The organism is Kocuria arenosa, from assembly GCF_042879215.1.
In the GTDB taxonomy this organism is placed as follows: Bacteria; Actinomycetota; Actinomycetes; order Actinomycetales; family Micrococcaceae; genus Kocuria; species Kocuria arenosa.
The window spans coordinates 114,697-140,239 of the sequence record NZ_JBHZTA010000009.1; the positions used below are offsets into that span (position 1 = coordinate 114,697).

Consider the following 25,543-nt stretch of genomic DNA (forward strand, 5'->3'; position numbering starts at 1 on the left):
AACACTCGAGCCCGGCAGGCGCAGGGAAGGCCGAGTATGACCTCCCCTTCCCGCGATGACGTGGACAGGGATTTCACCGCAGCTGTCCCGGGGCAGCACAAGTCCTGGCGCGGCGGTGAACAAGGTCGCCCTCGATGCCAGCAGCGGCCGCCGGCGGAGTCACCAAGACCACCACCGCCGTCTCCCGAGCAATGGTCGCCGCCGCCCAGGGGCGCCAAGTCGTCCTCATCGACCTCGACCCCTGCGGCCTCCACCAAGTGGTTCGGGGTGCAGCCCACGGCGGAAGGAATGCACGTCGAGGCCGATCCTGGGTAACAAGAACCCCGAAAGTTGGGCCGAGGACCTCGCGGTGCCCAGTAGATGGCACCCCAACCTCCGGGTGATTCCCTCGGCCCGCACCGTCTCCCACCGGGAAGCGGACCGGGTCGATCATGGACGAGCGGCCGCTGTTGATCTCGCTGACCGGTCTGGCCGCGGAGGTGGTGGTCATTGACTGCCCCAACCGGCCGGGCGGCCCGTTGACGCTGTCGGCGTTGAACGCGGGGGACACCGTGGTCTACGCCGCCACCGCCACCAGCGACGGCATCGACGCAGGTGGACGGGGCGCGGCGCACGGTCGCCCAGTTCCGCCGGCACCGCCAGCAGCGCAGCACCCCGGACACCCTGACCGAGGCCGGCATCGTCGTCGGCGGGGTGAAGGAGACGATCATGAGCCGGGCGGCGGTGGCCAGCCTCGAGGAGCTGCGTGCCACGGGGTTGTTCCTGGAGCCGTTGATCCCGGACCGGGCGATCGTCCAGGAGGTACGGATATCGGGGGAGTGGTACGGCCAGTACCGCAAGGGCTCCCGTGTGCTGGAGGCCTACACCGCTATCGCGAAGAAGGTGCTGCGATGACCGAGCAGCCCGAGCGCCCCGCCTCACTCGCCCGCCGCCGGCCCCGCCCGGCACCGGATGAGCATATCGACCCGGTCGACTACACACCCCCACGCGCCACCTCACCCCAGCCCGCGACACCGGTGGTGTCGTCCTCGCCGGTGCCAGCGGCACCGGCGGCGGAGCCTGCGGCGGCCGCACCCAAGCGCGGCCGTGGCCGGCCTCGCCGGGAATCCATGATCCAGCTCGGGGTGCGGGTGGCCCAGGACGTCTCCGATCTGATCGAAGAGCTCACCGAGCACGACGGCACCGCCCGCGCGGTGATCGAAAACGCGGTGCGCGCCTACGCCCAACAACTCAACCGATAACACCCGCCCCCGATAGGGGAGGGGGTGCGGCCGCGGGCGGCTTTCCCATGGTCGGCGAGGAAGGAACCCGGCTCACCGTTGCTGGTGGGCCGGGTTCCTTATTCTTTGGACAGGCGGCGGGATGGGGTGGGTGGTTCCGTGGGTCTTCGAACGACGCGGGTGCCCGCGCTCGGTCCGAAAGCTGCCAGGGCCAACCCCCAGCGAGGGCAGTTGTCGGGCGCCAAAGGGGCGACCAGCGCGGTTCAGGCCGGACGCGGGGCGTCCCGGCAGTTTCGTACGGGGCAGGGACCGTCAGCCTGCCACCGGCGCGCCATCGTGAGGAGGGGCCCGGTGACGCTCACCGTGCTCAAGCCCTGCCCGAGGCGTTGCACGGCGATGCTGCAGCAGTGACCGCCCAGCACCGGGCCCGCTGTTGCGGAACGCCGGGAAGGCGGGCAACTGCCGGATGAGGGAGTGGGGGCTACTGGGCGGCGTAGTAGGCGTCCTTGACGGACTGGTGAATGCGGCCGCGGTCGGAAACTTCGTAACCGTTCTCCTTCGCCCAGGCCCGGATCATCGCCGTCTCCGGGTTGCCACCAGTGGAGGAACGGGGCCCGGTGGCCCGGGCCGACTTGCCCTGAGCCCGCCGGCCGGAGGCGGCATAGGGGCGCAAGGCCTCCCGCAACTTCTCCGCGTTAGCGGTGGAGAGATCGATCTCGTACTGCCGGCCGTCCACACCGAACTGGACGGTCTCCTCAGCAGGACCACCCTCAAGGTCGTCCTCCAGAATGATCTGTACGCTCTGGGCCATCACAGCACCTTTCCGTTGGCTTGATCGTTTTTTCGCGGTAATGCGCTCACGGTCTGGAACACCGCAACGGACCCGCGTTCCCGCGTGCCGTTGGGGAGATCGAGGTGTCTGAAACTTCCGTAAGCGTTTTCGCGCACCAGTTATCCTACCGGTAAATTCTCGTTGATCTTCTCATCGACAAGTCGAGTTCTGTATGTGCCGGCCGTTTACCGAAGTCCTGTGCACGCCACGACGCCCAAAAAGCTCAACTACTTGAGGCTGGGGGCCGCTAACTTACGTGTTTGGGGTGTCATCGATTTCGAAGAGGAAACGGCCGTCGTCGTCTCCGTAGCGCCACAGTGGGAGGAGTAGGTCAGGATCGGCGTTAGGGCCCCGGAGCATCCGGTAGCCCTCAGGAATGGGTTCCCACAACCCTGCGGAGACGAGTCGCTCGATGGACTCCTGGTCGTCGCTGGCAAACTCCTCCACGATCTTCTTGGGCACGATGCCTGTGCGGCCGTTGCGGGAGCTCCAGGCCCCGCCCCTCGCCCAAAGTCCGTAGGCGGCCAGGCCGTCGGGACCTGCGATGCCCGGTAGCTCGTGAATGTCCGAGTGGATGTCAAAAGTGCCCATTTTGTCCTTTCAGGTCGATCAATTCTCGATTGCAGTAGACCGCGTACCGGCGTCTGCCCGACGATAACTTGCTGAGGCGGGTCAACCGCGGGTATTCACTGATCCCGTGTCGGTATCTGTTCGAGTCACCTGAAATATGCCCTGCAGCGACGGCTCACCTACCAGCAATAGTGCGTTGCAGCAGGTCCTCGCCGTTATTTCTGCACCCAAATGTGGGCAGGTCTAGATACGGTGCAGCGCACGGCGTATCACCAGGTAAGCGGCACAAGTCAGGCTGTTCACGGCAGCAGGTGCCCAGACAGTGCTGGGTCCGGGGGGTTATTCCCCTTCGTGGACGGCGAGTTCTTTCCCGGCGTAGCGTCCGCGGGCTTTGACGTGTTCGGAGACCGGGGTGGCCTCCAGGACCGTCTCGATCAGGGAGGCGAAGAACTGGGGTGCTCCGAGGTCCTCGGGCACGCCTTCGCTGAGCTCATCGTCGGGGCCGGTGGTGTGGTCGAGCACCCGCACGGATTCCCCGGGGTTCGCGTCGTCCCATTCCAGTAAGAGGAGGCAGGTGGCGTTGTAGCCGTTGCCGTCGCCGCGGTCGCGCAGTTTGCGCATCATGTCCACGGTCTTCTCGAACGCCGCCTTGTCCTTCTCGCCCAGGATGGTGGCGCGTTGGACGAAGAGGAACCCGACTCCGGCCAGGGGGTAGCGGGCCCGGAGGTTGCCGGCGTCTCCGTAGGCTTCTTCGAAGCGGTTGGCCACGTTCTTGCCGAAGGAGGCGGTCATGGCTTTGGTGGAGATCAGCAGTTCCGGCCCCCGGTCCCAGCGGGCCATGGCCACATCGACCTGCTTGACGTAGGCCCGCCCCAAGAATCGGGCGTCGGAGGGCGCCACACTGGTCAGGGCCGGCAGGCGGCGGGCGATCTCCGCACTGAGGGCCTTGGGGAGTTTTTCCATCAGCAGCCGCACATCCCGGGGGAGCACCCGGGGTCTGGTGGCCCGGGGCCAGACGTCGTCGGGGTCGAAGCCGGCCCGGCGCAACTCATGCGCCACCCAGGCGTCGATGCCTTTGGCCAGGCGCCCGCTCTGGGTGGTGGCCTCATCGGCGATGGGCAGGCGCACCAGGTCCTGCAGCAGGTCCGTGGCGATGCGGTACCGCGGCTTGGCCCCGGTGTGGTCCCACGGATTCTCGGCCAAATCGGCTGCCGCCAGGACAGCGTCGAACTCCCCGTGCTCGGCCGCCACTTACTTCACCGACTTGGAGCGGGCGACCCGACGGGCCTTGAGCGTGGCCCGACCCTGAGCCAGGGCCTCCAGATCCTCTTGCGCCATCCCGAGCCCGTCGACGAGCAGCACCTGGTCGACCAGGGCGGTGGCCCGGCCCCGCTCCCCGCCCTCCAGCAGGGCAGTGACCTCGGGCTTGATCGCCAACAGTGCTTCCCGGTGCTCCTCCAGCAGCTCGGGGGAGGGGACGTGCCACCGGTCGGCTTCGCGGGGTTCGATCTTGAGCATCCCGCCCCCGTAGGCCCGGCCCACGGTCTCCGCGCTCAGGGAGGTGACCGTGTTCAGTGCAGCCAGCGGCAGCAGCTCCTGACCCAACTGGTGGTAGGGGTCGGCGAGGTACACCCCGTGCACGGAGTTCAGGTGCCGCACCCGGGCGGTGTTGGTGGCCAACTGCGGTATGTCGGCGTTCATGTAGGTCAAAAACAGGTCCGGGGCCTCCAGCAGCGGGGTGCGCCACCACGGGGTGCGGACCCGGCACTTATAGGCCTGATCCACCCCGGCAGCCTCTCCGGCGGCGATCTTCACCTTCGCCGCCGCCGACGGGTTGAGCCCGGGGCGGAAGAGGTAGGTGGCGGAGCCGTCCTGGGTGAGTTTCTTCAACCGGGCCGGGGTCAGGGCCAGATGGCGCAGATGGCTGGAGCCCGGTGGGGAGATTCGCACCACCTCGCCGCGTCCCAGGCCGAGCTCTGCGACCTCCTCGGCGGTCATGGTGAAGTACCGGTTTCCGCCGGTCACCGCTCCCAGGCTGGTCTTGCCCCACATCCGCAGCTCGGTGAACCCGGGGGAATCGACCACGGTGTGGAACAGGGCACTGGCCACAGGGGAGACCATCGCGGCCGTCCACTTCTCCCCGGTGCTGGTCGGCACCCAGATGGCCGGGGCCCCAAGGTGGGCCAAATCCGCGGCGTTGTGCGCGTGGAAGAGCTGGAACCGGTCCGTGGGCCCCTGGCCCCAGCCGCTGGCCAGCAACAGAACGACCTCTTCCTGGACCGTGGGGAAGACCCGCTCGGAGAACAGCACCAAGTCCACCGCCGCGAAGTTCTCCATCAGGAAGGACCGGACTGGGGCGGCATAGTTCGTCGACAGCAGCTCGGCCGGCAGCACCAACCCGAGCTTCCCGCCCGTCCGCAGGAACGCGGTGGAATGGGCCACGAACGCCGCCCAGGAGGAGGCGAGCTCGGACAGCTCCACCCCCGCGGCCGTGGCCGCGGCCCGGGAGGCGGCCCGGGAGGCCCCGGCGTGGGCCTGGTAACGGATGTAGGGGGGATTGCCGATCACCGCATCAAAGCGCGGGGAGGCCGAAACCTCGAAAAAGTCCGAGACCTCCAGGTGGGCCTGCACCCCGTGATCGGCCAGGAACTCCCCGGCGAAGGCGGCCGAGGACTCGTGCAGCTCCACCCCGACCAGCTCCACCGTCCCGCCTATCTCCTGGGCGCGGGTGGCGGCGGAGAGCAGGAACGCTGCTTCCCCGGCGGCCGGCTCCAGGACCGCCTCGGTGGTCTCGTCGATGGCCCACTGGGCGATGAAGTCCACGATCGCACCCGGGGTGAAAAACGCCCCCCGGGCCTTGCGGAGATCGACGGTGTCCCCGTCACGCAGTACATCAAGAGCCACAGCTTCGGTCATAGGTTCATCCTAGGGCGCCCCCCTGTCACCCTTAGCCAGCGGCCAGCGGCCAGCGGCCGGCGACCGTCTCGGTCCAGGTCAGACCGACGAGTCGACTCAGCCAAGTGCAGCGCAGGCTGGTGCCACCCCTTCATTTGAAGCCAGCGCTGGCCTGCTTCCGTTCGATCCGAAGTTCTCGCCGTGCCCAGCGACGGACACTCATCAACAACAATCGCCTGCGTAGCCACGATTTGCGCGGCGCAAAGTAGGAAATCGAAAGTGTGGCAACCAAACCTTGATGCCGGGCAGTAAGGTTTGATCCGTTTCCGTGATGTTCGCTGTCAATGTCGTGGAAGGACGACCCCGGCACCTGCTGCTCTTCGTAGACCCGACTCAAACCATTAGTGGTGGCCTTCAACTGCGTGCGGATACCTTCGATCGCCATGCGAGCTTCGGGATCACGCAACAGCATTTCTACCGTGTCCAGAGAAGTTTCATAGTTCCGTGAAGCTTTGACCAGTGCAACATGCGGATCATCATCCAGGATTGGGTGAGGGTAAGCGCCTAAACGTTTGGCCGTCACGTATGGAGGAGACGCGAAAATAGCATCGTCGAGTGCGTGGAAGGCAGCCGAAAGCTTGCCCGTCGCCTCATACAACTGTTCAATACGCCACTTCTCGTGATCCCTTCTACGAGTTAAGGCATGAGCGGCGACTGTGGCCAGGACCGCAACGACAGCTGCAATAAGAGCCGGCAGCAAAGTGACTTGAGTAGTAGTCAGTGACACCGATGCCAGGGTTGTCGAGGAAATCATGTGCTCATCGTAGTATACGGTTCTGACGCTCATTGGGGAAAAGCTGTGATGCGGCGAACTTAGGAATAATTTTTATTCCTTGTTGTACTTGCTGAAGCCCAAGTCATCTCTCATGGCCTGAGCTAGTCTTTCATTGGCGGCTATTGCTTTTTCGTAAAGCTCCGCCGTTTCGGCAACCTCTTCAACCGTGGCGGACTCCAAGGTAAGGCTAGCTACGTATCTGCCATAATTTCGAACCTCGGTGCGAGTAGCGTTTGCTACCGAACGAACGGTCTTGGGTGCTACTAATCGAATCGTAGGAGACTTAATGTTTGCCGTGAGTTCACGATATTTCGTCTCGTCGAGACGTTGGTGGCTTATTGCAAATCCAATGAAGTTAAGAAGATTTTCTATTTTTTCCAGCAGATCCGTGTAGGACTCGTATTTCTTGTCGCGATTCCATGTCGTCTTGTCATGCTGGGAATTTGCATTGTTTGTTATCACGGAAACCAAGCCCGCAATAATGGCAGCCACCACTGCTGGACCGACTACGGCAGACCAATTCATAATGCCTCAATTGTAGATATCTTATAGAGTCGCGTTACGCTGATCGACTAGGTCGCGTTGTAGGTTCATCCCCATGGTCGACAGTAGGGCCGTTTCTAGGGCTAAAGCTTGGTTCTGGGTGGCTTCGAAGCTGGGCCAGACCTTGGAGCTGTAGATATCCGCCACTTTTTCTGAAACTTGCCCGACCAGCTCGCGATTGATCACGATGGCGTTCATCGTAACCGTTGCACTTATTTGGCCAACAGTTATGCGCTACTCATCGTGTGTCTCTCTGAAGGCAGGGGATGGGAGACGTTTTATCGGGCTTGGGGTGGCTGTCCCACTTCCTTGATAGTGGGACAGTCAACATCGACGTCTCCCCAATCCATTACGGTACGAGCCCGCCGACTGAGACGAATCGATGGCGGGGCCCATGATCTGCGTGAGGTAGGGCAATCAGATGCGTTCCGGAGCTTGGCGCGGAGAGCTGTAGGCCAAGGAGGGAAACCAAGGAGGCCGCAATGGCAGCTAGGTCAGCCGCCGATCCGTGGAATGTGGGCACTGAGCAACCTCGGGTTGGTATGAGTTCCTGCCCACTGAGTGGTTCCTGCCAGAGCGAGTGGTAGAGCTCGAGGTCTGCGGCGGCCGTGACGTAAGTCCCTACTTTGTGATCCAGTTCTGTGAGCGCCATATCTGTTCCAGGAGCAACAGTGGTGAGCATGCCCAAGGTTCCGGACAGGGAATCTGTCGCCACCTGGGCCAGAATGGCCTTGCGGCCATGTGCTGTTACCAGGCCGTCAAGGTACTGGCCTATGGCAATGCTGACGGTGGCATCGATAATGATGTCTGTGTCGGCGATGACGGTTTGAGGGTCCCCAGGAATCAGTCCCTCTGCGACTTCAACCGTGATGTCATCCCGGATTGATTGAAGCCGACGTCCAAGGGCGTGTGCCTTGGTGGTCCCGATGTCTTCTTCAAGGTAGTTCTGTCGGACGAGGTGACCGCCTGTGATGGCTCCGGGGTCGCAAAGGGTAATGTGGGCGGCGCCGGCGCGTGTGATGAATTCGGCCATCCATGATCCGATGCCGCCGCATCCCCAGACGTGGACCTTCTTGTCCTGGAAACTGTTGACAGGTCTGTTGCTGTCGCGTCGCGTGGTGACCTCTGGGCGTTCGTCGGACATGTGGCACCACTCGACCGGGATATCGGGATTGATCTCGGAGGGATCGATCGTGATCGCGGTTCCTCGCTCCGCGACGACATGACGTAACGCGTTGGCTGTTGAGCCGGGGAGCCGTCCGCACAGCAGTTGCGGGGCCCCGCCGAGGGGGTGTGGTACCGCCAGAACGAAATACTGCGCTGAGTCGTGGGGGTTGCGATATGCACTGGCGGCTAGAGCGGTTAGTAGACCGGGCGACTGAGGCTGGATCTTAGGTTGTCGGTGCTCGAACCTGCGTAGATAGGAGTCGTCAATGGAGGCAAGCATCGTGGCAAGGGTGCTGCTGGCTCCGTAGGGCAGCGCGGTGTGAAGCGTGATGACTGGAAGGCGAAGGTGATCGCCGTTAGAGGGCCCGTAGCAGAGGTCAAATCGATATGGTGATCGCTCGATCAGGTGGGCTGTTTGCAACCTTGACGGTGGTCCTGCTGTGCGGACCACAACGGTGGGAGTGCCTTCCGCTTGATGGAGCACCCCTCCCACAGCGTGGTACATGGCCTTGGACGGATCGAACTTGTCGCCGGCAGCATCAGTGAGCCAGTCCCAGAGGCGGTTGAGGAAGGCTGCAATGCCTCCGAGAGGGTTCCACTCTCTCGATGGATCAAGGTAGAGGCACAGTCGCTGGCCTTGGAGAACATGGGGGAAACCGCTGAAACGGACGTGCTCGACCTCTACGCGAGGTGGGATCAAGGGCGAAGCCGCAATGCCCACGACGAACTCCTCGACACCCTCAAGGGGCAGTCCGCCGGGGACCGTCGCGATTTCCGAGGTGGCCACGCGCATTTTTAGCACCGCCATCCCATCGGAGCGAAGTGTAGGTTTCTGGCTGATGCGCAGGACGTCACCCTGATCGCCGACGATGGCCTTGAGTTCAGCGATCGCCTGCTTTTGCCAACCGCTGAGTGTGACGGTCGGTTTGCGCCGTTTGGTCACCCTGCGCGGCCGGAGCGCCCGACGGTGGTGGTAGCCACCGCGGCTGCTGAAGCGGAGGCGGGGAATTTACGTCCGTTCGTCGAAGGCTCCGGCGCTTTGAAGCCATCCCCGAAGATTGTTTGCCATCGCCGAAAACTTTCCTCCTTGTCCGGCTCGTAGTAGGCGGCCTCAATCTCGGCTGCGTGGATGTGGATACGCTCCCGGAAGTACGAGTAGGTGCTCTGGTCCCATCGGTGGTCAAAGGCCACCCGCGATCCATCAGGGGCGGCGGCCCCAGACGGGTCCACGATGGAAGGTTTCGTAGGTCGCTCCTGCAACCACTCGTCGAGATCTCGCACGATGTGGAACAGGGCGGTTGGGATGTTGCTGTAGTACCCGGGCTCGTTGAGCTTCCGGATGGAGGCGACCTGTTCGCCGAGCAGGGTTGTCAGGATGATCGAGCGGGTGCCGGTGAACGAGTTCTTGTGGTCGCGCAGATACTTCATCAGGCGGATGACCTTGCGCAAGTTGCCGCCGGCCACCCCGTCTTTGTCATGCATCCAGGCAGTGAACCCTTCGGGGTTGGTGTCCTCCCAGTCATCCTCGTCTCGGTTGACGATGACCTGTCGCCCGTTGCTAAGCGTGAGATAGGGGACGATATCGACGTGCATGGAGTTGGCGTAGGTCAGTTGCACGCATCGGCACTTACGGGTGTGCGGCATGTTCTTGTATGTGCTGTTGCGGTGGAGTGCGGCGTAGACCTGCTCGACGTACGTCTTCGGGCTGTCTGACCAATCTGGGTTTTCTTCCATCTGGAGCATGAAGTCGGCGTCAAACTCGTTGTTCCCTACCGGGTTGATGATGGTCCGGTGGGCCCATGAGCCCTGCGGGAGCTTGTCCTGGACGAGCGAGCCAATCTCTTCGTCCTTGCGGAGTGCCTGATAGATCGCCTCGACTCGCTCAGAGAGCACGTCAAGCTTCGGCTGACTCAAGTTCACGGTGTCCTTTAGGAGGACATCGAAGTGGTCAGTGTGCTGCATGGGGGTCCTCCAAGGGGGTGGAACTAGCACTGGGGTTCTTCACGCCGGCCAGGGGGTGGTAGGGGACGGCGCGGTGGTCGGCGAAACGGTTGGCGAAGATAGGGCTAAGGTGCCGGCTGGTTGCAGCGGCCAGCCCTGAGAGGTCCTTCGGAGCGGCTGCGTCCAGGGAGTAGAGATCTCCGGAAACCTGAGCGTCGAAGCGGCTGTAGTGATCCTTGCCGATGAGATGCTCGGCGAGGCCCTGGTTTCCCCGGCTGCTGGCGGTAAGGATGAGCGGAGCGATGGGCGTCGCCCAGTTCAAGAAACCTCCGGAATCCAGCCGCTTCGGGTGGTCCGTGCGCTGGTCGATGGTTCCCACATTGAGGACACGGATGTCCTCAAGGGCTACGTCGAGCATGCTGACCGCCTCGGCCACGGCCACGATCGAGGGATTATTCGCCCAGATGCCCCCGTCGATCAGACGTTGTCCGTCCACGCTAGCGGCGGGGAAATATATAGGGGCCGCTGAGGTCGCCATTGCGACATCAACCATGGGGATGCGCCAATCCCGCACGAGACGGGGATGGTGAGGTGTCTTGAAGATGTGGACGCCGCTGGTCTGCACATCCCAGGATGGGATGACAAGGCGCTTCGTACTGTCCCCGAGCAACCGATCGCCCAGTACGTCCATGAGGGCCGAGCGCAGGGCTGCATCGTCGTAGATCGGGGCACTGAGCTGCCGAGGGCGTCGCCACCATCGGCGTCGTGAGGCAGGAAAGACGGCCTCGACAAGTTCGGTGTAGTGCTCCACGATCTCAGCCGGTCGCAGTCCCGCGCCCAAGGCAAGGGCTACGATTCCGCCCGCTGAGGTGCCCGTGATGAGGTCGAAGGACTCGTGGATGTTGGCCTGAAGATCCTCCTCCAAGCGCGCCAGGACATGTGCGGTGAACAGAGCCTTCGCACCGCCTCCGTCGAGGGCGAGTATCTGAAAGCGAGAAGGTGTCGTTTCGCCGATCTCTGATGCGCCCAGCAGGGAGTTCACAGGCATCCAGCCTCTTCAACCAGGAAAACTCCGGGGTCGCGCTTCGTAAGACGTGGGCCGGTCCGGAACAGGGATTCGCGAATGGCAAGCATGTACTTAAGATACTTGGCCGATCCGACGCCCTTCCGCGACGAGGGCCGGCCTGCTGTGTCAGTGGCATGCGTGGGAACCGTCCTGTCTCCCGGCCTGTTCGTGCTGCAACGAGTTATTTGTATAGTCCACATACGCGGGCGGAATTTTCCCCGCCAATCCCCGCATCATCATCCGCCGTCCGTCGGCCTGTTGGTGCGCAACGTAAGGGTTGCGCGACGTCTTAGTTGCCAGACTTGAGCCGGCGCGAGGAAGTGCGCGCTCTGCTTCCTGCTCTGGTGCTTGACCTTGCCGTCATGTCAGGGAATCCTGACAGTGTCAGGGTTTCATGACACCGGAGGTGGACGTGCTCGAGCACGATGGACAGCAGGGCGTGGCGGCCCCGCACGCGGCGTGGCAGCTGGGGGCCGCCCTGGCTGATCACTCCGTGCCAGTGGACGACCGCGACGGAGTGGCTGTAGCCCAGTTCCTGCGCATGGCCGCCGAGGCGTGGGCCGCCGCGAAGACTGAGGAGAGCACCGACCGCGCCTTGGAGCGAGTGAGGTTCCTGCGCCTGCTCGAGCGCGGGGCCGGCGTGGCGCTGCGCGATGCCGTGGAGGACGCCCGGGGGAGCGGGGCCTCTTGGGCCGGGGTCGGCTGGGCGTTGAACACCTCCCGGCAGAGTGCCTACGAGCGTTTCACCGACTGACACCGCATCCGGTGCGGGTTCGCCGGCGGGTGAGACCGAGTCTTATCAGCTTTCGGCGCGTTGGCGCGTCTCGCAGGTCATGAGTTATGAGGCGTCTTGGTTGCGAGACAGGTCCACCTTGGTGAAGCTGTAGCCCACATTGCGCACGGTGGTGATCAGGTGCTCGTGGTCGGCGCCCAGCTTGGCGCGCAGGCGCCGCACGTGCACGTCCACGGTGCGGGTGCCGCCGTAGTAGTCGTAGCCCCAGACCTCGCTGAGCAGCTGGGCGCGGGTGAAGACCTGCCCGATGTGCTGGGCGAGGAACTTCAGCAGCTCGAACTCCTTGTAGGTCAGGTTCAGCGGCACGCCGTTGAGGTGGGCAGAGTAGGCGTGCTCGTCGATGATCACGGAGCCGGCGCGGATGCGGGTGTCGTCCTCGACGACCTCGGCGGTGCGGGAGGAGGCCAGGCGCAGCCGGGCCTGAACCTCGGCGGGGCCAGCGGTGTTCAGCACGACGTCGTCGACCATCCAGTTCGCGGCCACCGCGGCCATCCCGCCCTCGGTGAGGACCATCAGTAGCGGGGCGGTCAGGCCCGTGGTGGTGAGCAGCTGGGCGAGGTTGCGGGCGGTGATCAGGTCGGTGCGCCCGTCGAGCATCACGACGTCGGGATCGCGGTCCTCGAGGCTGCCGGAGGCGGTGCGGGTCGGGGTGAGCGTGACCTTGTGGTTGAGCACCTCCAGGGCCGGCAGCACCGATGCTGGGGGACCGTCCGTGTCGGTCAGCATCAGGATCTGGACCACTCGTGTGTCTCCACTCTGGCGTACGGCCTGAGCTGTCAGTGTAAAGACCCTCGCCATAGCAGCTGCGGCGTTCAGACGGTGTTTGTCGGCACACGTACGTCAGGGAATCCATGGGTTACTAGATGCTTAGGTGGCGAGACCACCGGGGAAGCCATGCTTGGAGTGCGTGGTGAGGGCTGTGTCGCGATGCCGCTGAGGCTGCGCGAGGTCCTGGGGCAGGAGCCGCCGGAGATTCGTCGGGCTGGTGTTGCGGTTAGTCGGTGAGGAGTTCCTCGGCGGCGTGGTCGAGCAGTTGACGATCGAGGCGGGGTAGGTGCAGGGCCTGATGGACGTAGGCGTCGACTTCCAGTTGGCGGGCGTTGCCGCCCAGGCTGAAGTAGTGCCACCACAGCTGGGTTACCGAGATCCCGGCCCCCACAAGGGTGTGGTGCAGCAGGCGGGCTTGCTGGGCGGCGAGGGCGTCGAGCATGGGGGCTCCTTCAGTGTCGGGGTCCGGCAGGGAGCCTGCGTGGTGAAGAGGGGCGGCGGGCTGCTTCACCACCCCTGTGGCACCAGTAGATAGCCCCGCACGCGAGCAGGTGCACACCAGGTGCGCTTAGTGGATCGTCCTGACGCGCGGTGTATCCGGTCGGCCCTCTGGTGCGGCACGGTGCGGTCGGAGTCGCGGCTTGCACGAGGCCGGTCAGGCGGACTGGCCGGTAGTGTCAGGGGCGCACTGGGGTGTGGGCTAACATCACCGGCGCAGCAGAGGCCCCGGCGTGATGCTGGGGCCTCTGCCTCAAGGCACACCGGGGGAACCGGGCCTCCTTGTCGGGGGCGACGTGGCGGCTTGGTGCCGGCGCTGGATCAGCCGCGCAGGCCCGAGGTCTCGTCCTGGAGATCGTCGAGCACCCATTCCGCGAGCTGTCCGGCCGGAATCACGACGGCGCTGTCACGGATGTGCTGGGCATCCTGAGGCGAAAGAGAGCTCTCGATGGCCTCGGCCTCGTAGACGGCCAGGGCTGCTGCGTAGCCGGCGGCCAGCGGCTGCCTCCAGGCCTGATGGCTGGTGTAACAGCAATGACCGGAGTCTGCGCTGCGCGCGTCCAGCCATCGTGCCGGCTGCCGGGAATCGGCAGTGACCGCAATCAGGTGTTGGTGCAGGACCCAGGTGACGTCGGCCCAGCGACCGGCCGGGGTGTCGACCATGGGGTAATAGGTGGCGATCCACTGGGTGGGGGAGTGGGGTTGGAGTTCGATGGCCAGGGCCCCGGTGGTGGAGGTGTTCATGCTTCTTTCCGGTGCATCGTTGCAGGGTGGGACCGCGGTGAGGGTCGGGGGCGGGACCACACCGGGCAGCTCGGGGGAGCCCAAGCCAGTCATCCACCCTAGGGCAAGTTGATAACTCCGAAAGCAAGCTGACCAGTGGGACGGCGGAGTGTCTTCGAAGCCAAGGGATGCGAGACGTCTCGTCAGGCAGGGTTTGATCGAGTCCTTCCGGCGAGGGTGAGCAGGGTGGTCGCTCTTGCCCGTGCTGCCCCGGAGGTGGGCCGGCGGGACTTCTACAGACCCTCGGCGATGGCGCGCAGGGCGTCCAGGTGGCCGGTGTAGACGGTGCGCCCGGCAGGGGTGAGCGACAGCCAGGTGCGGGGGCGTTTGCCGACATAGCCCTTCCGGATCTTCACGTAGCCGGCGGCCTCGAGCTGGGTGGCCTGTTTGGAGAGCACCGAGTCCGAGACCTCCACGGTGTCCCGGACGCGGGCGAACTCGGCCTCGTCGACCTGGGCCAGGGCCGCGACGATGCTCAAGCGCACCGGGGCGTGGATGAGCTCGTCCAACCGGTGCCGGGCGTGCTGTCCTTCGGCGGTGCTCACTTGGACCCCCAGCGGATCACGGCCGCGGCGACCACGGCGGGAACCGCGGCGGCGGTCGCCCCGGCGGCGACCATGGGCCAGGTATTGGGTGCGGTCTGGGCGGAGAGGTTCAACCACGGCAGCACCACGGTCAGCGTCAGCACGAAGGAGGCCACGATCCCGCCCCGCGACCACACCTTGGCCCGGCGCGGCACGGTGCGCGCCACCTGCTCGATCCACCACACCGTCACCAACCAGGCGGCCGCGAACACCGCGGTGCCCACGGTGTGACTCACCCAGTCGGCCAAGATGTTCTGCGCAGCCATGTACAGGGCCGAGGCCACCCCGAACACCGCCGTTGCCCCGGCATGCACCGCACGGTCACGGGAGGTGTCGAGGGTGCGCGCCTGGATGGTGGCCAGCTGTCCGCGGGCTTGTTCGGGGGTGAGGTGATGGCTCATGGGGTCCTCCTGGAGAAGATTCGGTGATGACATCATCAAAGCAAGTACTTGTCGATATAGCAAGTACTTGCTCTGAGTCAGGTGCGGCCAGTCGAATCGTCGCGTCGCTCAAGCCATGGGATGCGAGACGTCTCGTCCAGAAAATTTGCGCCCGCATGTTTCCGCGGCTAAGCGTGTCTCGCATCTATGTGCTTTATCCGTGCCCCTAGAATCTGATACTCAACGTCAGTTGCGAGACAGATGAGGTGGACATGGGGAAGCTGATCGGGTACGCACGTGTGTCGACGCGACAACAGGACGCAGACCGCCAAGTGTCTGACCTCCTGGCTGCCGGCGTGCGGCGCGATGACATCTATGTCGACAGTGGAGTGTCTGGAGGCCGCGCGTCGCGTCCACAGTTCGACCGTGCCGTGGCTGCGCTCGAGGAGGGCGACACATTGGTCATCACCACGCTGGACCGGCTGGGACGCTCGACGCAGAACATGTTGGCCTTCGCCGAAGCACTGCGGGGCAGGGATGCGGGGCTGAGGGTGCTCAACCTCGGTGGGGGAGACGTGGACACCGCCACCCCGATGGGGTCAATGGTCTTCACCGTCATGGCCGCGCTGGCGCAGATGGAGTTGGAGATCAAACGGGAGCGGATCACCGACTCCGTGGCCAAGCGCCGGGCCGCCGGCAAGGACCTCGGCGGACGCCGTCAGACCTTCACAGACTCCCAGATCCGCAACGCCCTCCGGCTCATCGATGGTGGGGAGCCGGCCACCCAGGTCGCCCGCGACCTCGGCATGTCCCGGGCCACCCTCTACCGGCGGATCCGGGAGCTGCCGCAAGCGACCACTATCTGAGGTCGTCCTGGCCCATTGAAGCCATGATGCATATGTCGTCCCCTCAGCAGGCATATCACCGGGCGGGTCAAACGGGCATCAGTAGTCAGCGGACCCCTGGGGCTCCCCAGGGAGCATGTCAGCGCCCAGCTGCGGTCCCCCTATCGTGCGTTACCCAGCCGCGCTTGAAGCGTGTGGCTTTTGGCGATGAGTGGCGGCGTCCTGGCGAAAAAAAACTGGTGGACGAGGGCTTCATCCCCGTGGGTTTTGGGCGTGGTGGACAGCGGCGCGTGAATGTTAGTGCGAGGACACCGTGGGCAGTCGTGTTGTTGCCCGTGTGAGGGAAGAGCTGGACTTCGTTGGCTAGGCCGCGTCCGCGTGCTGGTGGACAGAGGCCGGTCCCGGTGTAGGAACGTCAGTCGGTGCGGATCAGGCACCACGCCCGGGTGAAGTCGCGGGCTTCCAGGTCGGTGGCGCGCATCCAGACCTCGAGGCTGCCGGCGTCACCGAACCAGCCTTCCAGGGCGGTCCAGCTCTCCAGATCCACGATCAGGCGGTGCTCGTCACCGGGCTCGGTCAGGGGCAGCAGGGTCGCCAGCAGGGCTCGGGCGTTGATCTCTCCGTGCTGACTGTGTCCGTAGATGTGGCTGACCGGGGTGGGGTACCCGTCGGCGGATCCTGTGCGATGGGCCAGCCAGGCCCGCTGGAGTGACTCCTCCAGGGCATCGGCGGTCTCGAATGCGGTCACCGGACCGCCTGCCGCATCCGCCGCCGGAGGCAGCGTGAACCCTGGCAGAGCTATGACAGGTTGGCATGCCGGGGCTGGAACCTCGACGTCGGCGGGGGGCTCCACCAGACTGGTGCGGTCGGGGTGGGGAACCCACCGCACCAGCCAAGCGCCGCCGGCTGCGTCCTCGAGCTGGTCACCAAAGCTGGTCAGGTCGTAAAAAACCTCCAAGATTCCTTCGGCCGGCAGGCCTTCCCGCAAACCGGGCCACACGGCCTTGCCCTGGGCGTCAACGACCCCGTCGAGGTCGGACAGGTCCAGAGTGAGGACGTGGGCCAGAGCCGTACCGTCGGCCCGCCGGGGCCAGTCATCCAGGGGCGCGGCCGCAGGCCCGCCCAGCCAGCTGATCCAGCCCCCGGTGGTCCACAGCTCACGTAGCTCCTCGTCGCCGGGCTCGAAAGACTGGTCGGTGAGCACCGGCGACCAGGCCACCGCCTCCAGCAGCTGTCCCGCATCCGGTGGGCCGGACTGCAACCATGCCTGGATCTGACCCCAGGGACCGTGCAGGGGTGCTTCCACGGTGAGCTTCTTGGCCATCACGTCCTCGTTCGAAGTGTTCGGTGATCTTATCGGCGGTTGATCTAGGGAGAGGACCGCGGCTCACCTCCCGGACCACCCGGTGATGCGGAGAACCTCGGCTAACGCTCCCAGTCGAGGGCTTCAAGTATCCGCGCCCCGACGTCGGGGGCGAGGGTCTCGCCGTAGGTGGAGGTGACGTGGTCGAGGTCCATGTAGACCTGGATGTTGCCGATCACCCCGGGGCAGGTGGTGTCGGTGCACAGCCGGTCGGTGAGGTCGATGGCGTGCAGGTCCTCGTGCCGGGCGGCGACGTCCTCCAGGGGGTTGATGGGGAGCAGCGACTTGGAGCGGGCCGGGTTGCAGCGGTCGTGGTCGGGGCCGTAGGTCTCCACGCAGGCGAACATGCTGAAGGGGAAGCGCGGGTTGTCGCGGAAGGCGAGGACCGGGATCCCGGCGTCCAGGAAGGGGGTGACCCCGTCCTCGTAGCCGTCGACGAGCTTCTCATGCGGGGCCTCGGCCAGGGACAGGGTGCCGATGGTGACGATGGCGTCGGGGTCGGCCTCGAGAGCCGCCTGGCGGGTGGCGGCGTTGAACTCGTTGCACTCCTCGTCGCGGTTGCCGGACTCGGAGGTGTACCGGCAGGCCATGCGCAGGTAGGAGAACACCCGCCAGTCGTTGGCGTCGGCGACCCGGTGGATCGGGGTGAGCAGCTGCTGGGCGTGGGAGTCCCCGATCACCACCAGGGTTCGTTCGGGGGTGGCGCCGTCGTCGGGTTCGATGACCCAGCAGTTGCCGAGGTCGCCGATGCCGGCGGGGACCTCCCCGGGTGCACAGCGTGCGCCGGTGTCGCCCCATTCGTGCTCGCGTTCGGCGTCGGTGGGGATGATCGGCACGTCCGGGACGTCGGTCACCTCTCCGCGCAGCACCGCGGCCCCGGGGTAGTTCTCCGCGGTGCGTTCCACTCCGGCGGTGGGATCGCGCAGGACGGTGTACTTGTGGGCTCCGGTCAGCGGGAGGGCCACGAGCATTCCGGTGGCGATCAGTCGGATCCCGTGCCCGGCTCGGATCCCGGGCAGGGCGCGCCAGCCGGCCAGCAGCAGGGCGGTGGCCCGGGTCAACAGCACGGAAGCGGCGATGATGCCAAGCCCGTGCAGCACCGGGACCGTGTCGCGGGCAGTGAGCAGCAGGTAGAGGATCAGCAGCGGCCAGTGCCACAGGTAGATCCCGTAGGCGCGGTCCCCGAACCACTGCAGCGGGCGAGCCGCCAGGAGCCGGGTGACGCCGGCCCGGGAGTCCGGGGCCAGCGCCCCGCCGAGCAGGATCGCGGTCGCCCCGAGTGTGGGGGCCAGGGCGATGGTGCCGGGAAAGCGGATGTCGGCACTGATGAGGAACGGGGTGGCCACGATCGCGGTCAGCCCCACCCAGCCCAGCATCACCCCGGTCACCCGGGCCAGGGTGGTCCAGTGCGGGGGAGTCGTCCTCGAGGTGCCGGTGGTGGCGAGCACCAGGGCGGCCATCGAGCCGAGGGCGAACTCCCACAGGCGGGTGAGGGTGCTGAAGTAGGCGGCCTCCGGGGCGGTGGCGGTGGCGATCACCGACCAGGCCAGCGAGCCGGCGAACACGGCGGCGAACACACCCCAGGCCACCGGGCGGAACCGGATTCCCGTCCACCGGGCGGCGGCGGCGGTCCCGGCCAGCAGCAGCGGCCAGGCCAGGAAGACCTGGCCCTGGATCGACAGCGACCACATGTGCTGCAGCGGGGTGGTGGCCGCGGTGTTGCCGGCGTAGTAGTCCACGGCCTGGGCGGCCAGCACCCAGTTCACGACGTAGAACAGCGAGCCCCAGGCCTGGGTGAGCAGCTCCGCCCACCGGCTGGGCGGGAACCAGAGGAACACCGCGGCGAGCACGGCCAGCAGCATCACCGCCACCGGCCACAGCAACCGGGCGAAGGTCCGCACCCAGTAGGCCCGCACCGCCAGGGACCGGCCGGTCTCGATCCGACGGACGAAGGAACCGGTCAGCAGGAACGCGGAGAGCACGAAGAAGACGTCCACCCCGCCGGAGACCTTCTCGGTCCACACGTGGAAGGCCACCACCAGCAGCACCGCCACCCCGCGCAGACCCTGCAGGTCCGGGCGGTGCCGGGTCCGGGGGGCGGGAACGGCCGGTGTCGTGGTGGCGGTCGGTGTCGGGTGCGTCATGAGAGACGGTGCCTGTCCGGGTCGGTGGCGGGTGGAGAGCTGCCGAACCGGTGCCGGGCCACCCCTCAGAAAGGGCCCGGCACCGGTTCCGGTGCTGCTAGTGCCCGCCGTTGTTGAGCCTGCCGCCCAGGCGTACCCGCATCCGGCGGCTGGCCTGGTTCAGGCCGACGATCTCCACGTCCTTGCCGTAGTGGGCGTACTTGTCCGTCACCGAGTCCAGGGCCGCCACCGTGGAGGCGTCCCAGAGGTGGGAGTCGTAGAAGTCGATGACCACGTGCTTCGGGTCCCCGGCGTAGTCGAACATTGTGTAGAGGTCGTTGGAGGAGGCGAAGAACAGTTCCCCGCTGATGGTGTACTTGGCGATCTCCTCGCCGAAGTGGGTCTGCACGGTGCGTTCCACGGTGACCATGTGGGCGACGCGGCGGGCGAAGGCGATCATGGCGACCAGCACGCCGACGATCACGCCGATGGCGAGGTTGTGGGTCCACACGGTCACGACCACGGTGGAGAGCATGACCATGGTCTCCGACCGGGGCATCCGGGACAGGGTGGTGGGGCGGATGGAGTGCCAGTCGAAGGTGGCGTAGGAGACGAAGATCATCACGGCCACCAGCGCGGCCATCGGGATGATCGCCACGACCGGGCCCAGGGCCACGGCCAGCACGAGGACCAGCACGCCGGCGGCGAAGGTGGAGATCCTGGTGCGGGCCCCGGAGGCACGCACGTTGATCATGGTCTGGCCGATCATCGCGCACCCACCCATGCCGCCGAAGAAGCCGGTGATGATGTTCGCCCCGCCCTGGCCCCAGGACTCGCGGGTCTTGTTTGAGTGGGTGTCGGTGACGTCGTCGACGAGCTTGGCCGTCATCAGGGACTCGAGCAGTCCCACGATGGCCATGGTGAAGGCGTAGGGGGCCAGGATCTGGAACGTCTCCAGGGTCAGCGGCACGTTCGGGAGGAAGAAGGTGGGCAGCGCGTCGGGCAGCTCGCCCTTGTCGCCGACCGTGGGCACGATGATCGCGGCGAGGACGGCGATGAGAGTGACCACGACGATGGCCACCAGCGGGGGCGGAACCGCCTTGGTGAAGCGCGGCAGCACGAAGATGATCACCAGGCCCAGGGCGGTGAGCGGGTACACCAGCCAGGGCACCCCGATGAGTTCGGGGATCTGGGAGGTGAAGATCAGGATGGCCAGGGCGTTGACGAAGCCCACCATGACCGAGCGCGGGATGAAGCGCATCAACTTCGCGGCACCGACCAGCGCGAGGACCACCTGGAAAATGCCGGCCAGGATCACCGCGGCGATGAAGTAGTCGATGCCGTGGGAGGCCACCAGCGGGGCGATGACCAGCGCGGTGGCTGCGGTGGCCCCGGAGATCATGGCCGGACGCCCGCCCAGGAAGGAGATGGTCACGGCCATGATGGAGGCGGCGAACAGGCCCACCTGGGGGTCCACCCCGGCGATCAGGGAGAAGGCGATGGCCTCGGGGATCAGCGCCAAAGCCACCACCAGGCCGGCCAGGACCTCGGTCTTGAGCCGGCGCGGGGACCGCAGGGTGCCCAGCACGGACTGGCGCTGCTCGGGGGTCAGCTCGAGGTGGCCGGGGGCCTTCTGGTCCTCCTCGGCCGGACTCATGACTGGAAGGGATCCGGTGCGCGGTGGGCGTTCGTCGTGGGTGTCTGGCATAGAAAGGCTCCGATGCTGCGGTTCCGGGCGTACGGGCGCCCACGGTGAGGTCTGTGTGAGGCAAGAAGAAGAGGGCGCGCCGTCGCGCCGGGCAAGGGGCGGGACCGGGGTGCGATGGCCGGCCGGCCGCCCCGACCCCTCAACTCTACCCTAACGTGATGGTAGGGTTGTGGGGTCGGCGGTAGGAGGTGCCTCACATGGGCAGAAGGTCGTGCGCCACCATGCTGAAGATCGGGGAGCTGGCCGTGCGGGCCGGGGTGTCCTTGCGGACCCTGCGCCACTACGACACCATCGGGCTGCTGCCGCCCTCTGGGTGCTCCGAGGGCGGGTGCCGGCTCTACACCGAGGACGACTACCAACGGTTGCAGAGCATCCAGGGGATGAAGGCCCTGGGCTGGTCCCTGGAGCGGGTCACCGAGGTGCTGCACACCCTCACCGAGCTGGAAGCCCCGCTGACCCGGACCGGGCGCACAGCGTTGTTGCGGGATCTGTCGGCGCACACCTTTGAGGCCGATCAGCAACGGGGGAGACTGGCCGAAGGACTGCGTTGCGCCGATCGGCTCATCGAGGCCCTGCGGCAAGGACAGGCCCGGGCGACCGAGGTGGCGTGATTGCTACCGGGCGCCGCCAGGTCGGCACTGATCCCCGAGGAGGCAGTGATGGTTCCCTCGCCGACATTCCATGACCGCGTCCACGGGATGCTGACCGGTACCGCGGTCGGTGACGGGCTCGGTGCCCCGTTCGAGGGGCGGGAGGTGGTACCGGCCACGGCGTTGACCCGGTGGGCGTTCTCCTCCCAGGCGCTGCACCACACCGATGACACCGTGATGACCCTGGTGCTGGCCGAGCACCTCAGCCACCAGGGAGGCATCAACCAGGCGGTGCTGGCCTCGGACTTCGCCGTGGCCTGGCACCATGAACCGTTGCGCGGCTACGGGCCCGGGGCCGCCCAGGTGCTGGCCGCCGTCCTCGGCGGGACCGCCTGGCGTCAGGCGGCGGTGTCGGTGTTCCCCACCGGGTCCTGGGGCAACGGGGCGGCCATGCGGGCCGCCCCGGTCGCGGCCGTGAGCAGGACCGTGTTGGAAGCGGCCCATCTGGGGCGCCGGAGCGCGGAGATCACCCACGCCCACGAGCACGGCCTGCACGGGGCGGCCCTGCAGGCCGCCGCCGCCCACCTGGCCCTGCACAGCGACCTCTCCGTCGCTCTGGACGCTGCGGCCTTCCTGGACCAGCTCCACCCCGTGGTGCCGTCGCGGGCCTGGCACGAGAAGCTGCTGGAGATTCGTGCCCTGCTCGCCCGGCAGGCCGGTCCGGAGGAAGCGGCCGCCCTCCTGGGCCACGACGTCAGCGCCCTGGGATCGGTGCCGCTGGCCGTGTACGTCTTCCTGGCCCGGGCGGAATCCCCCGAGGCGGCCTTCCGCTTCGCGGTCAGCTGCGGCGGGGACACCGACACCATCGCGGCGATGACCGGGGCGCTGATCGGCGCCCGGCACGGCCACACCAGGCTGCCGGCCGCCTGGACCACCCGCCTGGAAGCCGCCCACCAGATTACGGCCACGGCCGCACGCCTGGTGTCCGCGTCGATCGACACCTAACTCCCCGGACCGGGGCCTTTGCTACGCGGCAACAATCCGGTGTTGTGCCCGAAACCCTTCCACGCGCACGCTGCAGCCCGGCCCGGAGGCGCTACATCCGGGATCGCCCGGACAATGCCGATCGAGCCGCCTTCAGTAAGTCACCGCGGGCTTTGCTCCCTGCATCACACGTGGGCCGGCTACCGGTGACATTGCCTGGAAATGACGGTCCATTGGCCGACACGGCTGCCGGTAGCCGGTTCGTCAGGCCATCGGGGCCGAGCCGCCCTCGCGCGACGGCGGCTCGACCTCAGGGGTATGTCAGCAGCAGCTGGGCTGCTTGGTGGTCTGCTCGCCGGCGTCCGCCGGGGCGGACCGGTCGTCAGTGGTGCAGCAGGTGCCGTCGCCGGCCACCGCGGACTGCTCAGGATCGGTCTGGCCTTCCAGATCCGGTCGGGCGTCGGCCTTGACGGTGTAGACCTCCCACGGCTCCTGGCCAGGGCCGGTGACCCAGACCTTGTCCTGGACGGCGTAGCAGCAGGTGGTCTCCTCCTCGGGTCGGGTGGCCAGCCCCGCGTCGGCCAGGCGGTGGGCGGCGGCGTTGACGACCTCGGTGGACTCGACCTCCACCCCGAGATGGTCCATCCGCGTTTCCTCCCCGGGCTCGCCCTCGAGCAGGACGAGCTTGAGCGGGGGCTCGGTGATGGCGAAGTTGGCGTAGCCGGGTCGGCGCTTGGCCGGGGTGGTGTTGAACAGCGTGGAGTAGAACGTGATGGAGGCCTCGAGGTCGGCAACGCGCAGGGCGAGCTGGACTCTGGACATGGCTGTTTCCTTTCCTGAACAGACGGCCGATCATCGGATATAGATCACCGTCGATGTCTTAACGTTGCCATCGACATCGGCGGCGGTCAATATAGATTTATGTCTATTTCTGGTGACGATTCCTCGGTGGCACCGACCGCCGTGGCCTGCTGCGCTCCGCTGTCGCGGGAGCCGTTGGGGCGGGAGCGGGCGGAGCGGATCGCTCCGTTGCTGAAGGCTTTGGCTGATCCGGTGCGGCTGCAGCTGCTGTCGATGGTGCTCTCCCACCCGGGTGGGGAGGCGTGCGTGTGCGATCTGCTGCCGGGGTTCGAGCTGTCTCAGCCCACGATCAGCCACCATCTCAAGGTGCTGCACGAGGCGGGGTTGCTGGAGCGGGACAAGCGCGGGGTGTGGGTGTACTACCGCACCCGTCCGGAGGCGCTGGAGGCTCTGGTGACCCTGTTCGCCCCCGAGGCCGCCACCGCATGAGGAGCACCCCCGCGCCCCTGGACGGGGTGGCGATGCCGGTGGGCGAACACATGCTGCCGGGCGGCGCCGCGGGGTCGGTCGCCGTGGTCGGGCTGGAGGAGTCCCACTGGCCGGGCGTCCAGGGAATCTACGCCGCCGGGATCGCCACCGGCCAGGCCACGTTCGAGTCCCGGCCACCGAGTTGGGAGACCTTCGCGGCGGGCCGGCCGGCGCACCTGCGCCAGGTGGCCGTGGATGAGCATGGTGCTGTGCTGGGTTGGGTCGCAGCCTCCCCGGTCTCGGCCCGCCAGGTCTACGCCGGGGTGGTGGAGGAGTCCGTTTACGTCCATCCGGAGGCGGCTGGGCGCGGGGTGGGGCGGCTCCTGCTGGAGAGCCTGATCGCCGCGGCGGAGGCCGCGGGGGTGTGGACGATCGAGGCGAAGATCTGCCCGGAGAACACCGCCAGCCTGGCCCTGCATCAGAAGCTCGGTTTCGAGCCGGTGGGGGTGCGCCGGCGGCTGGGACGCATGAGCCACGGACCCCAGGCGGGGCGGTGGCGCGATGTGGTCCTGCTTGAGCGGCGCAGCGACACTGTCGGCACCTGAAACTGCCCCCGTCGCTTGATGGGCATGCCGGGGGTCAGTGGGCGGGCACCGGCGTCGGGGTTCTCAGCTGCCGTTTCAGGGCGGCGGCGGTGGCCTTGGCGGTGGGGCCGACTCCGATGAGGGTGGCCGAGCCGGGCCCGGTCCAGTCTCCGTAGCCCACTAGGTACAGCCCCGGAACCTGCATCGAGGCGGTCCCGTCGGTGCGGATCGTGCCATCGGCTTCCCGTACCTGCAGGGGCCGCAGGTGGCGTAGGGAGGGGCGGAAGCCGGTGCACCAGATCACCGCATCCACCTCCTGCTCCCGCCCGTCGGCCCAGGCGATCCCGGTGGGGGTGAAGCGGTCGAACATCGGGGTGGGCCGCAGCAGTCCGGCGTCGCGGGCGCGCTGGACCGGGGGTACGACGACGATGTTGCCCAGGGCGGCGACCCCGCCGGGGTCCGGCTGCCCGGCGGCCAGGGCCTGGGATCGCTCGGTGGCCACGCGGAAGAGCTCCTGGCCGTCGACCTCATCGGGTAGGTACTGCGGGGCCCCGTTCAGGCACCAGGTGACCTGGCTGGTTTCGGTGAGGTCGGCGGCGATCTGGGCGGCGGAGTTCGCCCCGCCCACCACTACCACTCGCTTTCCCGCATACGGTGCCGGGCCACCGTAGTGGGCGCTGTGCACCTGGGTCCCGGTGAATGTTCGTTGGCCGGGGACGGTGGGCCAGAAGGGCTGGGACCAGGTCCCGGTCGCACTGACCACCGCCCGGGCGGACCAGGTGCCGGCGGTGGTTTCCAGGCGGAAGCCCTCCCCGTCTCGGTGCACGGCGGTCACGTGCACCGGCCGGCGGACGGGCAGGTCGTAGCGGGTCTCGTAGTCGGTGAGGTAGTCGATGATATGGGCCGCGTCCGGGTTCTGCGCCCCGGTGGGCGGCATGAGCCGGCCGGGCAGGGAAGAGAAAGAGGAAGGGGAGAACAGCCGTAGGGAGTCCCAAGTGTGCCGCCAGGCGCCACCGGGGGTGTGCTGGTCATCGAGGATCACGAAGGACAGGTCCGTGCGGCGGCGCAGATACCAGCCCACGGCCAAACCGGCTTGGCCGGCGCCGATGATCGCCACGTCCACCTGGTGTCCCATGATGCTCAGCCTCCCATTGGTTTCGCTCTCCACCTGGGTCCGGCCCCGCCCCGTGCGGGGCGGGGCC

Annotated in this window: 29 protein-coding genes; 9 read left to right on the forward strand and 20 right to left on the reverse strand. The window is 66.6% G+C overall.

What is annotated here, in order from left to right; all coding sequences use genetic code 11:
• Positions 1 to 134 precede the first annotated feature (134 nt).
• The 3 genes from ACFYE3_RS15240 (at position 135) to ACFYE3_RS15250 (ending at position 1,241) form a co-directional block, all read left to right on the forward strand.
• A complete protein-coding gene (locus tag ACFYE3_RS15240) occupies positions 135 to 383 on the forward strand; it encodes a nucleotide-binding protein (protein ID WP_387610501.1) in 249 nt (82 codons plus the stop codon).
• A 211-nt stretch (positions 384 to 594) separates the two neighbouring features.
• The gene (locus tag ACFYE3_RS15245; protein ID WP_387610503.1) at positions 595 to 894 is read left to right on the forward strand and encodes a hypothetical protein; all 300 of its coding nucleotides are present in this window, start codon (positions 595 to 597) and stop codon (positions 892 to 894) included.
• Positions 891 to 1,241, forward strand: a complete 351-nt coding sequence (locus ACFYE3_RS15250) for a hypothetical protein (protein WP_387610505.1) — start codon at positions 891 to 893, stop codon at positions 1,239 to 1,241. The genes ACFYE3_RS15245 and ACFYE3_RS15250 overlap by 4 nt, the downstream gene beginning before the upstream one ends.
• Positions 1,242 to 1,701: 460 nt before the next feature.
• Here ACFYE3_RS15250 and ACFYE3_RS15255 read toward each other — a convergent pair whose 3' ends face one another.
• From ACFYE3_RS15255 to ACFYE3_RS15300, 10 genes are all read right to left on the reverse strand, one after another.
• Entirely contained in the window at positions 1,702 to 2,031 is a 330-nt protein-coding gene (locus ACFYE3_RS15255) for a histone-like nucleoid-structuring protein Lsr2 (RefSeq protein ID WP_387610506.1), read from the reverse strand.
• Positions 2,032 to 2,304: 273 nt separating this feature from the next.
• Positions 2,305 to 2,643, reverse strand: coding sequence for a hypothetical protein (locus tag ACFYE3_RS15260; protein WP_387610508.1), 339 nt, complete (start codon positions 2,641 to 2,643; stop codon positions 2,305 to 2,307).
• Between the two features lie 318 nt (positions 2,644 to 2,961).
• Positions 2,962 to 3,873 carry a hypothetical protein gene (locus ACFYE3_RS15265; RefSeq protein WP_387610510.1) on the reverse strand — a complete coding sequence of 304 codons (912 nt, stop codon included), beginning with the start codon at positions 3,871 to 3,873 and terminating at the stop codon, positions 2,962 to 2,964.
• Positions 3,874 to 5,538, reverse strand: a complete 1,665-nt coding sequence (locus tag ACFYE3_RS15270; protein WP_387610512.1) for an HsdM family class I SAM-dependent methyltransferase — start codon at positions 5,536 to 5,538, stop codon at positions 3,874 to 3,876.
• Positions 5,539 to 5,668: 130 nt separating this feature from the next.
• Positions 5,669 to 6,331 (reverse strand): hypothetical protein, encoded by a 663-nt coding sequence (locus ACFYE3_RS15275; RefSeq protein WP_387610513.1) that lies wholly within the window; start codon positions 6,329 to 6,331, stop codon positions 5,669 to 5,671.
• A 72-nt stretch (positions 6,332 to 6,403) separates the two neighbouring features.
• Positions 6,404 to 6,877, reverse strand: coding sequence for a hypothetical protein (locus tag ACFYE3_RS15280; RefSeq protein WP_387610515.1), 474 nt, complete (start codon positions 6,875 to 6,877; stop codon positions 6,404 to 6,406).
• A 21-nt stretch (positions 6,878 to 6,898) separates the two neighbouring features.
• Positions 6,899 to 7,093 (reverse strand): hypothetical protein, encoded by a 195-nt coding sequence (locus ACFYE3_RS15285; RefSeq protein WP_387610517.1) that lies wholly within the window; start codon positions 7,091 to 7,093, stop codon positions 6,899 to 6,901.
• 151 nt (positions 7,094 to 7,244) lie between these two features.
• A complete protein-coding gene (locus ACFYE3_RS15290; protein WP_387610519.1) occupies positions 7,245 to 9,005 on the reverse strand; it encodes a ThiF family adenylyltransferase in 1,761 nt (586 codons plus the stop codon).
• A complete protein-coding gene (locus tag ACFYE3_RS15295) occupies positions 9,002 to 10,024 on the reverse strand; it encodes an SMODS domain-containing nucleotidyltransferase (RefSeq protein ID WP_387610521.1) in 1,023 nt (340 codons plus the stop codon). The genes ACFYE3_RS15290 and ACFYE3_RS15295 overlap by 4 nt, the downstream gene beginning before the upstream one ends.
• The gene (locus tag ACFYE3_RS15300) at positions 10,011 to 11,045 is read right to left on the reverse strand and encodes a CBASS cGAMP-activated phospholipase (RefSeq protein ID WP_387610523.1); all 1,035 of its coding nucleotides are present in this window, start codon (positions 11,043 to 11,045) and stop codon (positions 10,011 to 10,013) included. The genes ACFYE3_RS15295 and ACFYE3_RS15300 overlap by 14 nt, the downstream gene beginning before the upstream one ends.
• A gap of 436 nt (positions 11,046 to 11,481) precedes the next feature.
• On the opposite strand from ACFYE3_RS15300, the gene ACFYE3_RS15305 reads away from it, so the two are divergent.
• Positions 11,482 to 11,823: a hypothetical protein gene (locus ACFYE3_RS15305; RefSeq protein WP_387610525.1), complete on the forward strand. Its 342-nt coding sequence runs from the start codon at positions 11,482 to 11,484 to the stop codon at positions 11,821 to 11,823.
• Positions 11,824 to 11,907: 84 nt separating this feature from the next.
• On the opposite strand, the gene ACFYE3_RS15310 is transcribed toward ACFYE3_RS15305, so the two are convergent.
• From ACFYE3_RS15310 to ACFYE3_RS15330, 5 genes are all read right to left on the reverse strand, one after another.
• Positions 11,908 to 12,603: a response regulator transcription factor gene (locus ACFYE3_RS15310; RefSeq protein WP_387610527.1), complete on the reverse strand. Its 696-nt coding sequence runs from the start codon at positions 12,601 to 12,603 to the stop codon at positions 11,908 to 11,910.
• A gap of 253 nt (positions 12,604 to 12,856) precedes the next feature.
• Positions 12,857 to 13,072, reverse strand: coding sequence for a hypothetical protein (locus ACFYE3_RS15315; protein ID WP_387610529.1), 216 nt, complete (start codon positions 13,070 to 13,072; stop codon positions 12,857 to 12,859).
• Between the two features lie 377 nt (positions 13,073 to 13,449).
• Positions 13,450 to 13,872, reverse strand: coding sequence for a hypothetical protein (locus tag ACFYE3_RS15320; RefSeq protein WP_387610531.1), 423 nt, complete (start codon positions 13,870 to 13,872; stop codon positions 13,450 to 13,452).
• A 272-nt stretch (positions 13,873 to 14,144) separates the two neighbouring features.
• The gene (locus ACFYE3_RS15325; protein ID WP_387610533.1) at positions 14,145 to 14,456 is read right to left on the reverse strand and encodes a winged helix-turn-helix domain-containing protein; all 312 of its coding nucleotides are present in this window, start codon (positions 14,454 to 14,456) and stop codon (positions 14,145 to 14,147) included.
• The gene (locus ACFYE3_RS15330; protein ID WP_387610535.1) at positions 14,453 to 14,896 is read right to left on the reverse strand and encodes a hypothetical protein; all 444 of its coding nucleotides are present in this window, start codon (positions 14,894 to 14,896) and stop codon (positions 14,453 to 14,455) included. The genes ACFYE3_RS15325 and ACFYE3_RS15330 overlap by 4 nt, the downstream gene beginning before the upstream one ends.
• Before the next feature lie 251 nt (positions 14,897 to 15,147).
• On the opposite strand from ACFYE3_RS15330, the gene ACFYE3_RS15335 reads away from it, so the two are divergent.
• Positions 15,148 to 15,741, forward strand: coding sequence for a recombinase family protein (locus tag ACFYE3_RS15335; RefSeq protein ID WP_387610537.1), 594 nt, complete (start codon positions 15,148 to 15,150; stop codon positions 15,739 to 15,741).
• Positions 15,742 to 16,135: 394 nt separating this feature from the next.
• On the opposite strand, the gene ACFYE3_RS15340 is transcribed toward ACFYE3_RS15335, so the two are convergent.
• From ACFYE3_RS15340 to ACFYE3_RS15350, 3 genes are all read right to left on the reverse strand, one after another.
• Complete coding sequence (locus ACFYE3_RS15340; RefSeq protein WP_387610539.1) at positions 16,136 to 17,044, reverse strand: DUF1963 domain-containing protein; 909 nt, start codon at positions 17,042 to 17,044, stop codon at positions 16,136 to 16,138.
• Between the two features lie 101 nt (positions 17,045 to 17,145).
• Positions 17,146 to 19,227 carry an acyltransferase family protein gene (locus ACFYE3_RS15345; RefSeq protein WP_387610541.1) on the reverse strand — a complete coding sequence of 694 codons (2,082 nt, stop codon included), beginning with the start codon at positions 19,225 to 19,227 and terminating at the stop codon, positions 17,146 to 17,148.
• A gap of 97 nt (positions 19,228 to 19,324) precedes the next feature.
• Positions 19,325 to 20,863, reverse strand: coding sequence for a SulP family inorganic anion transporter (locus ACFYE3_RS15350; RefSeq protein WP_387610543.1), 1,539 nt, complete (start codon positions 20,861 to 20,863; stop codon positions 19,325 to 19,327).
• Between the two features lie 248 nt (positions 20,864 to 21,111).
• Between ACFYE3_RS15350 and ACFYE3_RS15355 the strand changes: the two genes are divergently transcribed.
• Both ACFYE3_RS15355 and ACFYE3_RS15360 read left to right on the forward strand, forming a co-directional pair.
• The gene (locus tag ACFYE3_RS15355) at positions 21,112 to 21,525 is read left to right on the forward strand and encodes a MerR family transcriptional regulator (RefSeq protein WP_387806144.1); all 414 of its coding nucleotides are present in this window, start codon (positions 21,112 to 21,114) and stop codon (positions 21,523 to 21,525) included.
• A 48-nt stretch (positions 21,526 to 21,573) separates the two neighbouring features.
• On the forward strand, positions 21,574 to 22,509 hold the full coding sequence (locus tag ACFYE3_RS15360; RefSeq protein WP_387610546.1) for an ADP-ribosylglycohydrolase family protein: 936 nt from the start codon (positions 21,574 to 21,576) through the stop codon (positions 22,507 to 22,509).
• Between the two features lie 300 nt (positions 22,510 to 22,809).
• On the opposite strand, the gene ACFYE3_RS15365 is transcribed toward ACFYE3_RS15360, so the two are convergent.
• Positions 22,810 to 23,310 carry an ArsI/CadI family heavy metal resistance metalloenzyme gene (locus tag ACFYE3_RS15365; protein WP_387610547.1) on the reverse strand — a complete coding sequence of 167 codons (501 nt, stop codon included), beginning with the start codon at positions 23,308 to 23,310 and terminating at the stop codon, positions 22,810 to 22,812.
• A gap of 99 nt (positions 23,311 to 23,409) precedes the next feature.
• Between ACFYE3_RS15365 and ACFYE3_RS15370 the strand changes: the two genes are divergently transcribed.
• Both ACFYE3_RS15370 and ACFYE3_RS15375 read left to right on the forward strand, forming a co-directional pair.
• The gene (locus tag ACFYE3_RS15370) at positions 23,410 to 23,778 is read left to right on the forward strand and encodes a metalloregulator ArsR/SmtB family transcription factor (RefSeq protein ID WP_387610549.1); all 369 of its coding nucleotides are present in this window, start codon (positions 23,410 to 23,412) and stop codon (positions 23,776 to 23,778) included.
• A gap of 50 nt (positions 23,779 to 23,828) precedes the next feature.
• Positions 23,829 to 24,362: a GNAT family N-acetyltransferase gene (locus ACFYE3_RS15375; RefSeq protein ID WP_387610575.1), complete on the forward strand. Its 534-nt coding sequence runs from the start codon at positions 23,829 to 23,831 to the stop codon at positions 24,360 to 24,362.
• Between the two features lie 34 nt (positions 24,363 to 24,396).
• On the opposite strand, the gene ACFYE3_RS15380 is transcribed toward ACFYE3_RS15375, so the two are convergent.
• Positions 24,397 to 25,476 (reverse strand): ArsO family NAD(P)H-dependent flavin-containing monooxygenase, encoded by a 1,080-nt coding sequence (locus ACFYE3_RS15380; protein WP_387610551.1) that lies wholly within the window; start codon positions 25,474 to 25,476, stop codon positions 24,397 to 24,399.
• Positions 25,477 to 25,543: the final 67 nt, after the last annotated feature.

Bases quoted from the DNA above. Each gene is read 5' to 3' on its own strand.
- ACFYE3_RS15285 (WP_387610517.1), bottom strand. From the start codon at position 7,093: ATGAACGCCATCGTGATCAATCGCGAGCTGGTCGGGCAAGTTTCAGAA.
- ACFYE3_RS15355 (WP_387806144.1), top strand. From the start codon at position 21,112: ATGGGCAGAAGGTCGTGCGCCACCATGCTGAAGATCGGGGAGCTGGCC.
- ACFYE3_RS15295 (WP_387610521.1), bottom strand. From the start codon at position 10,024: ATGCAGCACACTGACCACTTCGATGTCCTCCTAAAGGACACCGTGAAC.
- ACFYE3_RS15255 (WP_387610506.1), bottom strand. From the start codon at position 2,031: ATGGCCCAGAGCGTACAGATCATTCTGGAGGACGACCTTGAGGGTGGT.
- ACFYE3_RS15365 (WP_387610547.1), bottom strand. From the start codon at position 23,310: ATGTCCAGAGTCCAGCTCGCCCTGCGCGTTGCCGACCTCGAGGCCTCC.
- ACFYE3_RS15320 (WP_387610531.1), bottom strand. From the start codon at position 13,872: ATGAACACCTCCACCACCGGGGCCCTGGCCATCGAACTCCAACCCCAC.
- ACFYE3_RS15280 (WP_387610515.1), bottom strand. From the start codon at position 6,877: ATGAATTGGTCTGCCGTAGTCGGTCCAGCAGTGGTGGCTGCCATTATT.
- ACFYE3_RS15260 (WP_387610508.1), bottom strand. From the start codon at position 2,643: ATGGGCACTTTTGACATCCACTCGGACATTCACGAGCTACCGGGCATC.
- ACFYE3_RS15360 (WP_387610546.1), top strand. From the start codon at position 21,574: ATGGTTCCCTCGCCGACATTCCATGACCGCGTCCACGGGATGCTGACC.
- ACFYE3_RS15340 (WP_387610539.1), bottom strand. From the start codon at position 17,044: ATGGCCAAGAAGCTCACCGTGGAAGCACCCCTGCACGGTCCCTGGGGT.
- ACFYE3_RS15345 (WP_387610541.1), bottom strand. From the start codon at position 19,227: ATGACGCACCCGACACCGACCGCCACCACGACACCGGCCGTTCCCGCC.
- ACFYE3_RS15350 (WP_387610543.1), bottom strand. From the start codon at position 20,863: ATGAGTCCGGCCGAGGAGGACCAGAAGGCCCCCGGCCACCTCGAGCTG.
- ACFYE3_RS15330 (WP_387610535.1), bottom strand. From the start codon at position 14,896: ATGAGCCATCACCTCACCCCCGAACAAGCCCGCGGACAGCTGGCCACC.
- ACFYE3_RS15370 (WP_387610549.1), top strand. From the start codon at position 23,410: ATGTCTATTTCTGGTGACGATTCCTCGGTGGCACCGACCGCCGTGGCC.
- ACFYE3_RS15380 (WP_387610551.1), bottom strand. From the start codon at position 25,476: ATGGGACACCAGGTGGACGTGGCGATCATCGGCGCCGGCCAAGCCGGT.
- ACFYE3_RS15275 (WP_387610513.1), bottom strand. From the start codon at position 6,331: ATGATTTCCTCGACAACCCTGGCATCGGTGTCACTGACTACTACTCAA.
- ACFYE3_RS15240 (WP_387610501.1), top strand. From the start codon at position 135: ATGCCAGCAGCGGCCGCCGGCGGAGTCACCAAGACCACCACCGCCGTC.
- ACFYE3_RS15270 (WP_387610512.1), bottom strand. From the start codon at position 5,538: ATGACCGAAGCTGTGGCTCTTGATGTACTGCGTGACGGGGACACCGTC.
- ACFYE3_RS15375 (WP_387610575.1), top strand. From the start codon at position 23,829: ATGCTGCCGGGCGGCGCCGCGGGGTCGGTCGCCGTGGTCGGGCTGGAG.
- ACFYE3_RS15335 (WP_387610537.1), top strand. From the start codon at position 15,148: ATGGGGAAGCTGATCGGGTACGCACGTGTGTCGACGCGACAACAGGAC.
- ACFYE3_RS15250 (WP_387610505.1), top strand. From the start codon at position 891: ATGACCGAGCAGCCCGAGCGCCCCGCCTCACTCGCCCGCCGCCGGCCC.
- ACFYE3_RS15315 (WP_387610529.1), bottom strand. From the start codon at position 13,072: ATGCTCGACGCCCTCGCCGCCCAGCAAGCCCGCCTGCTGCACCACACC.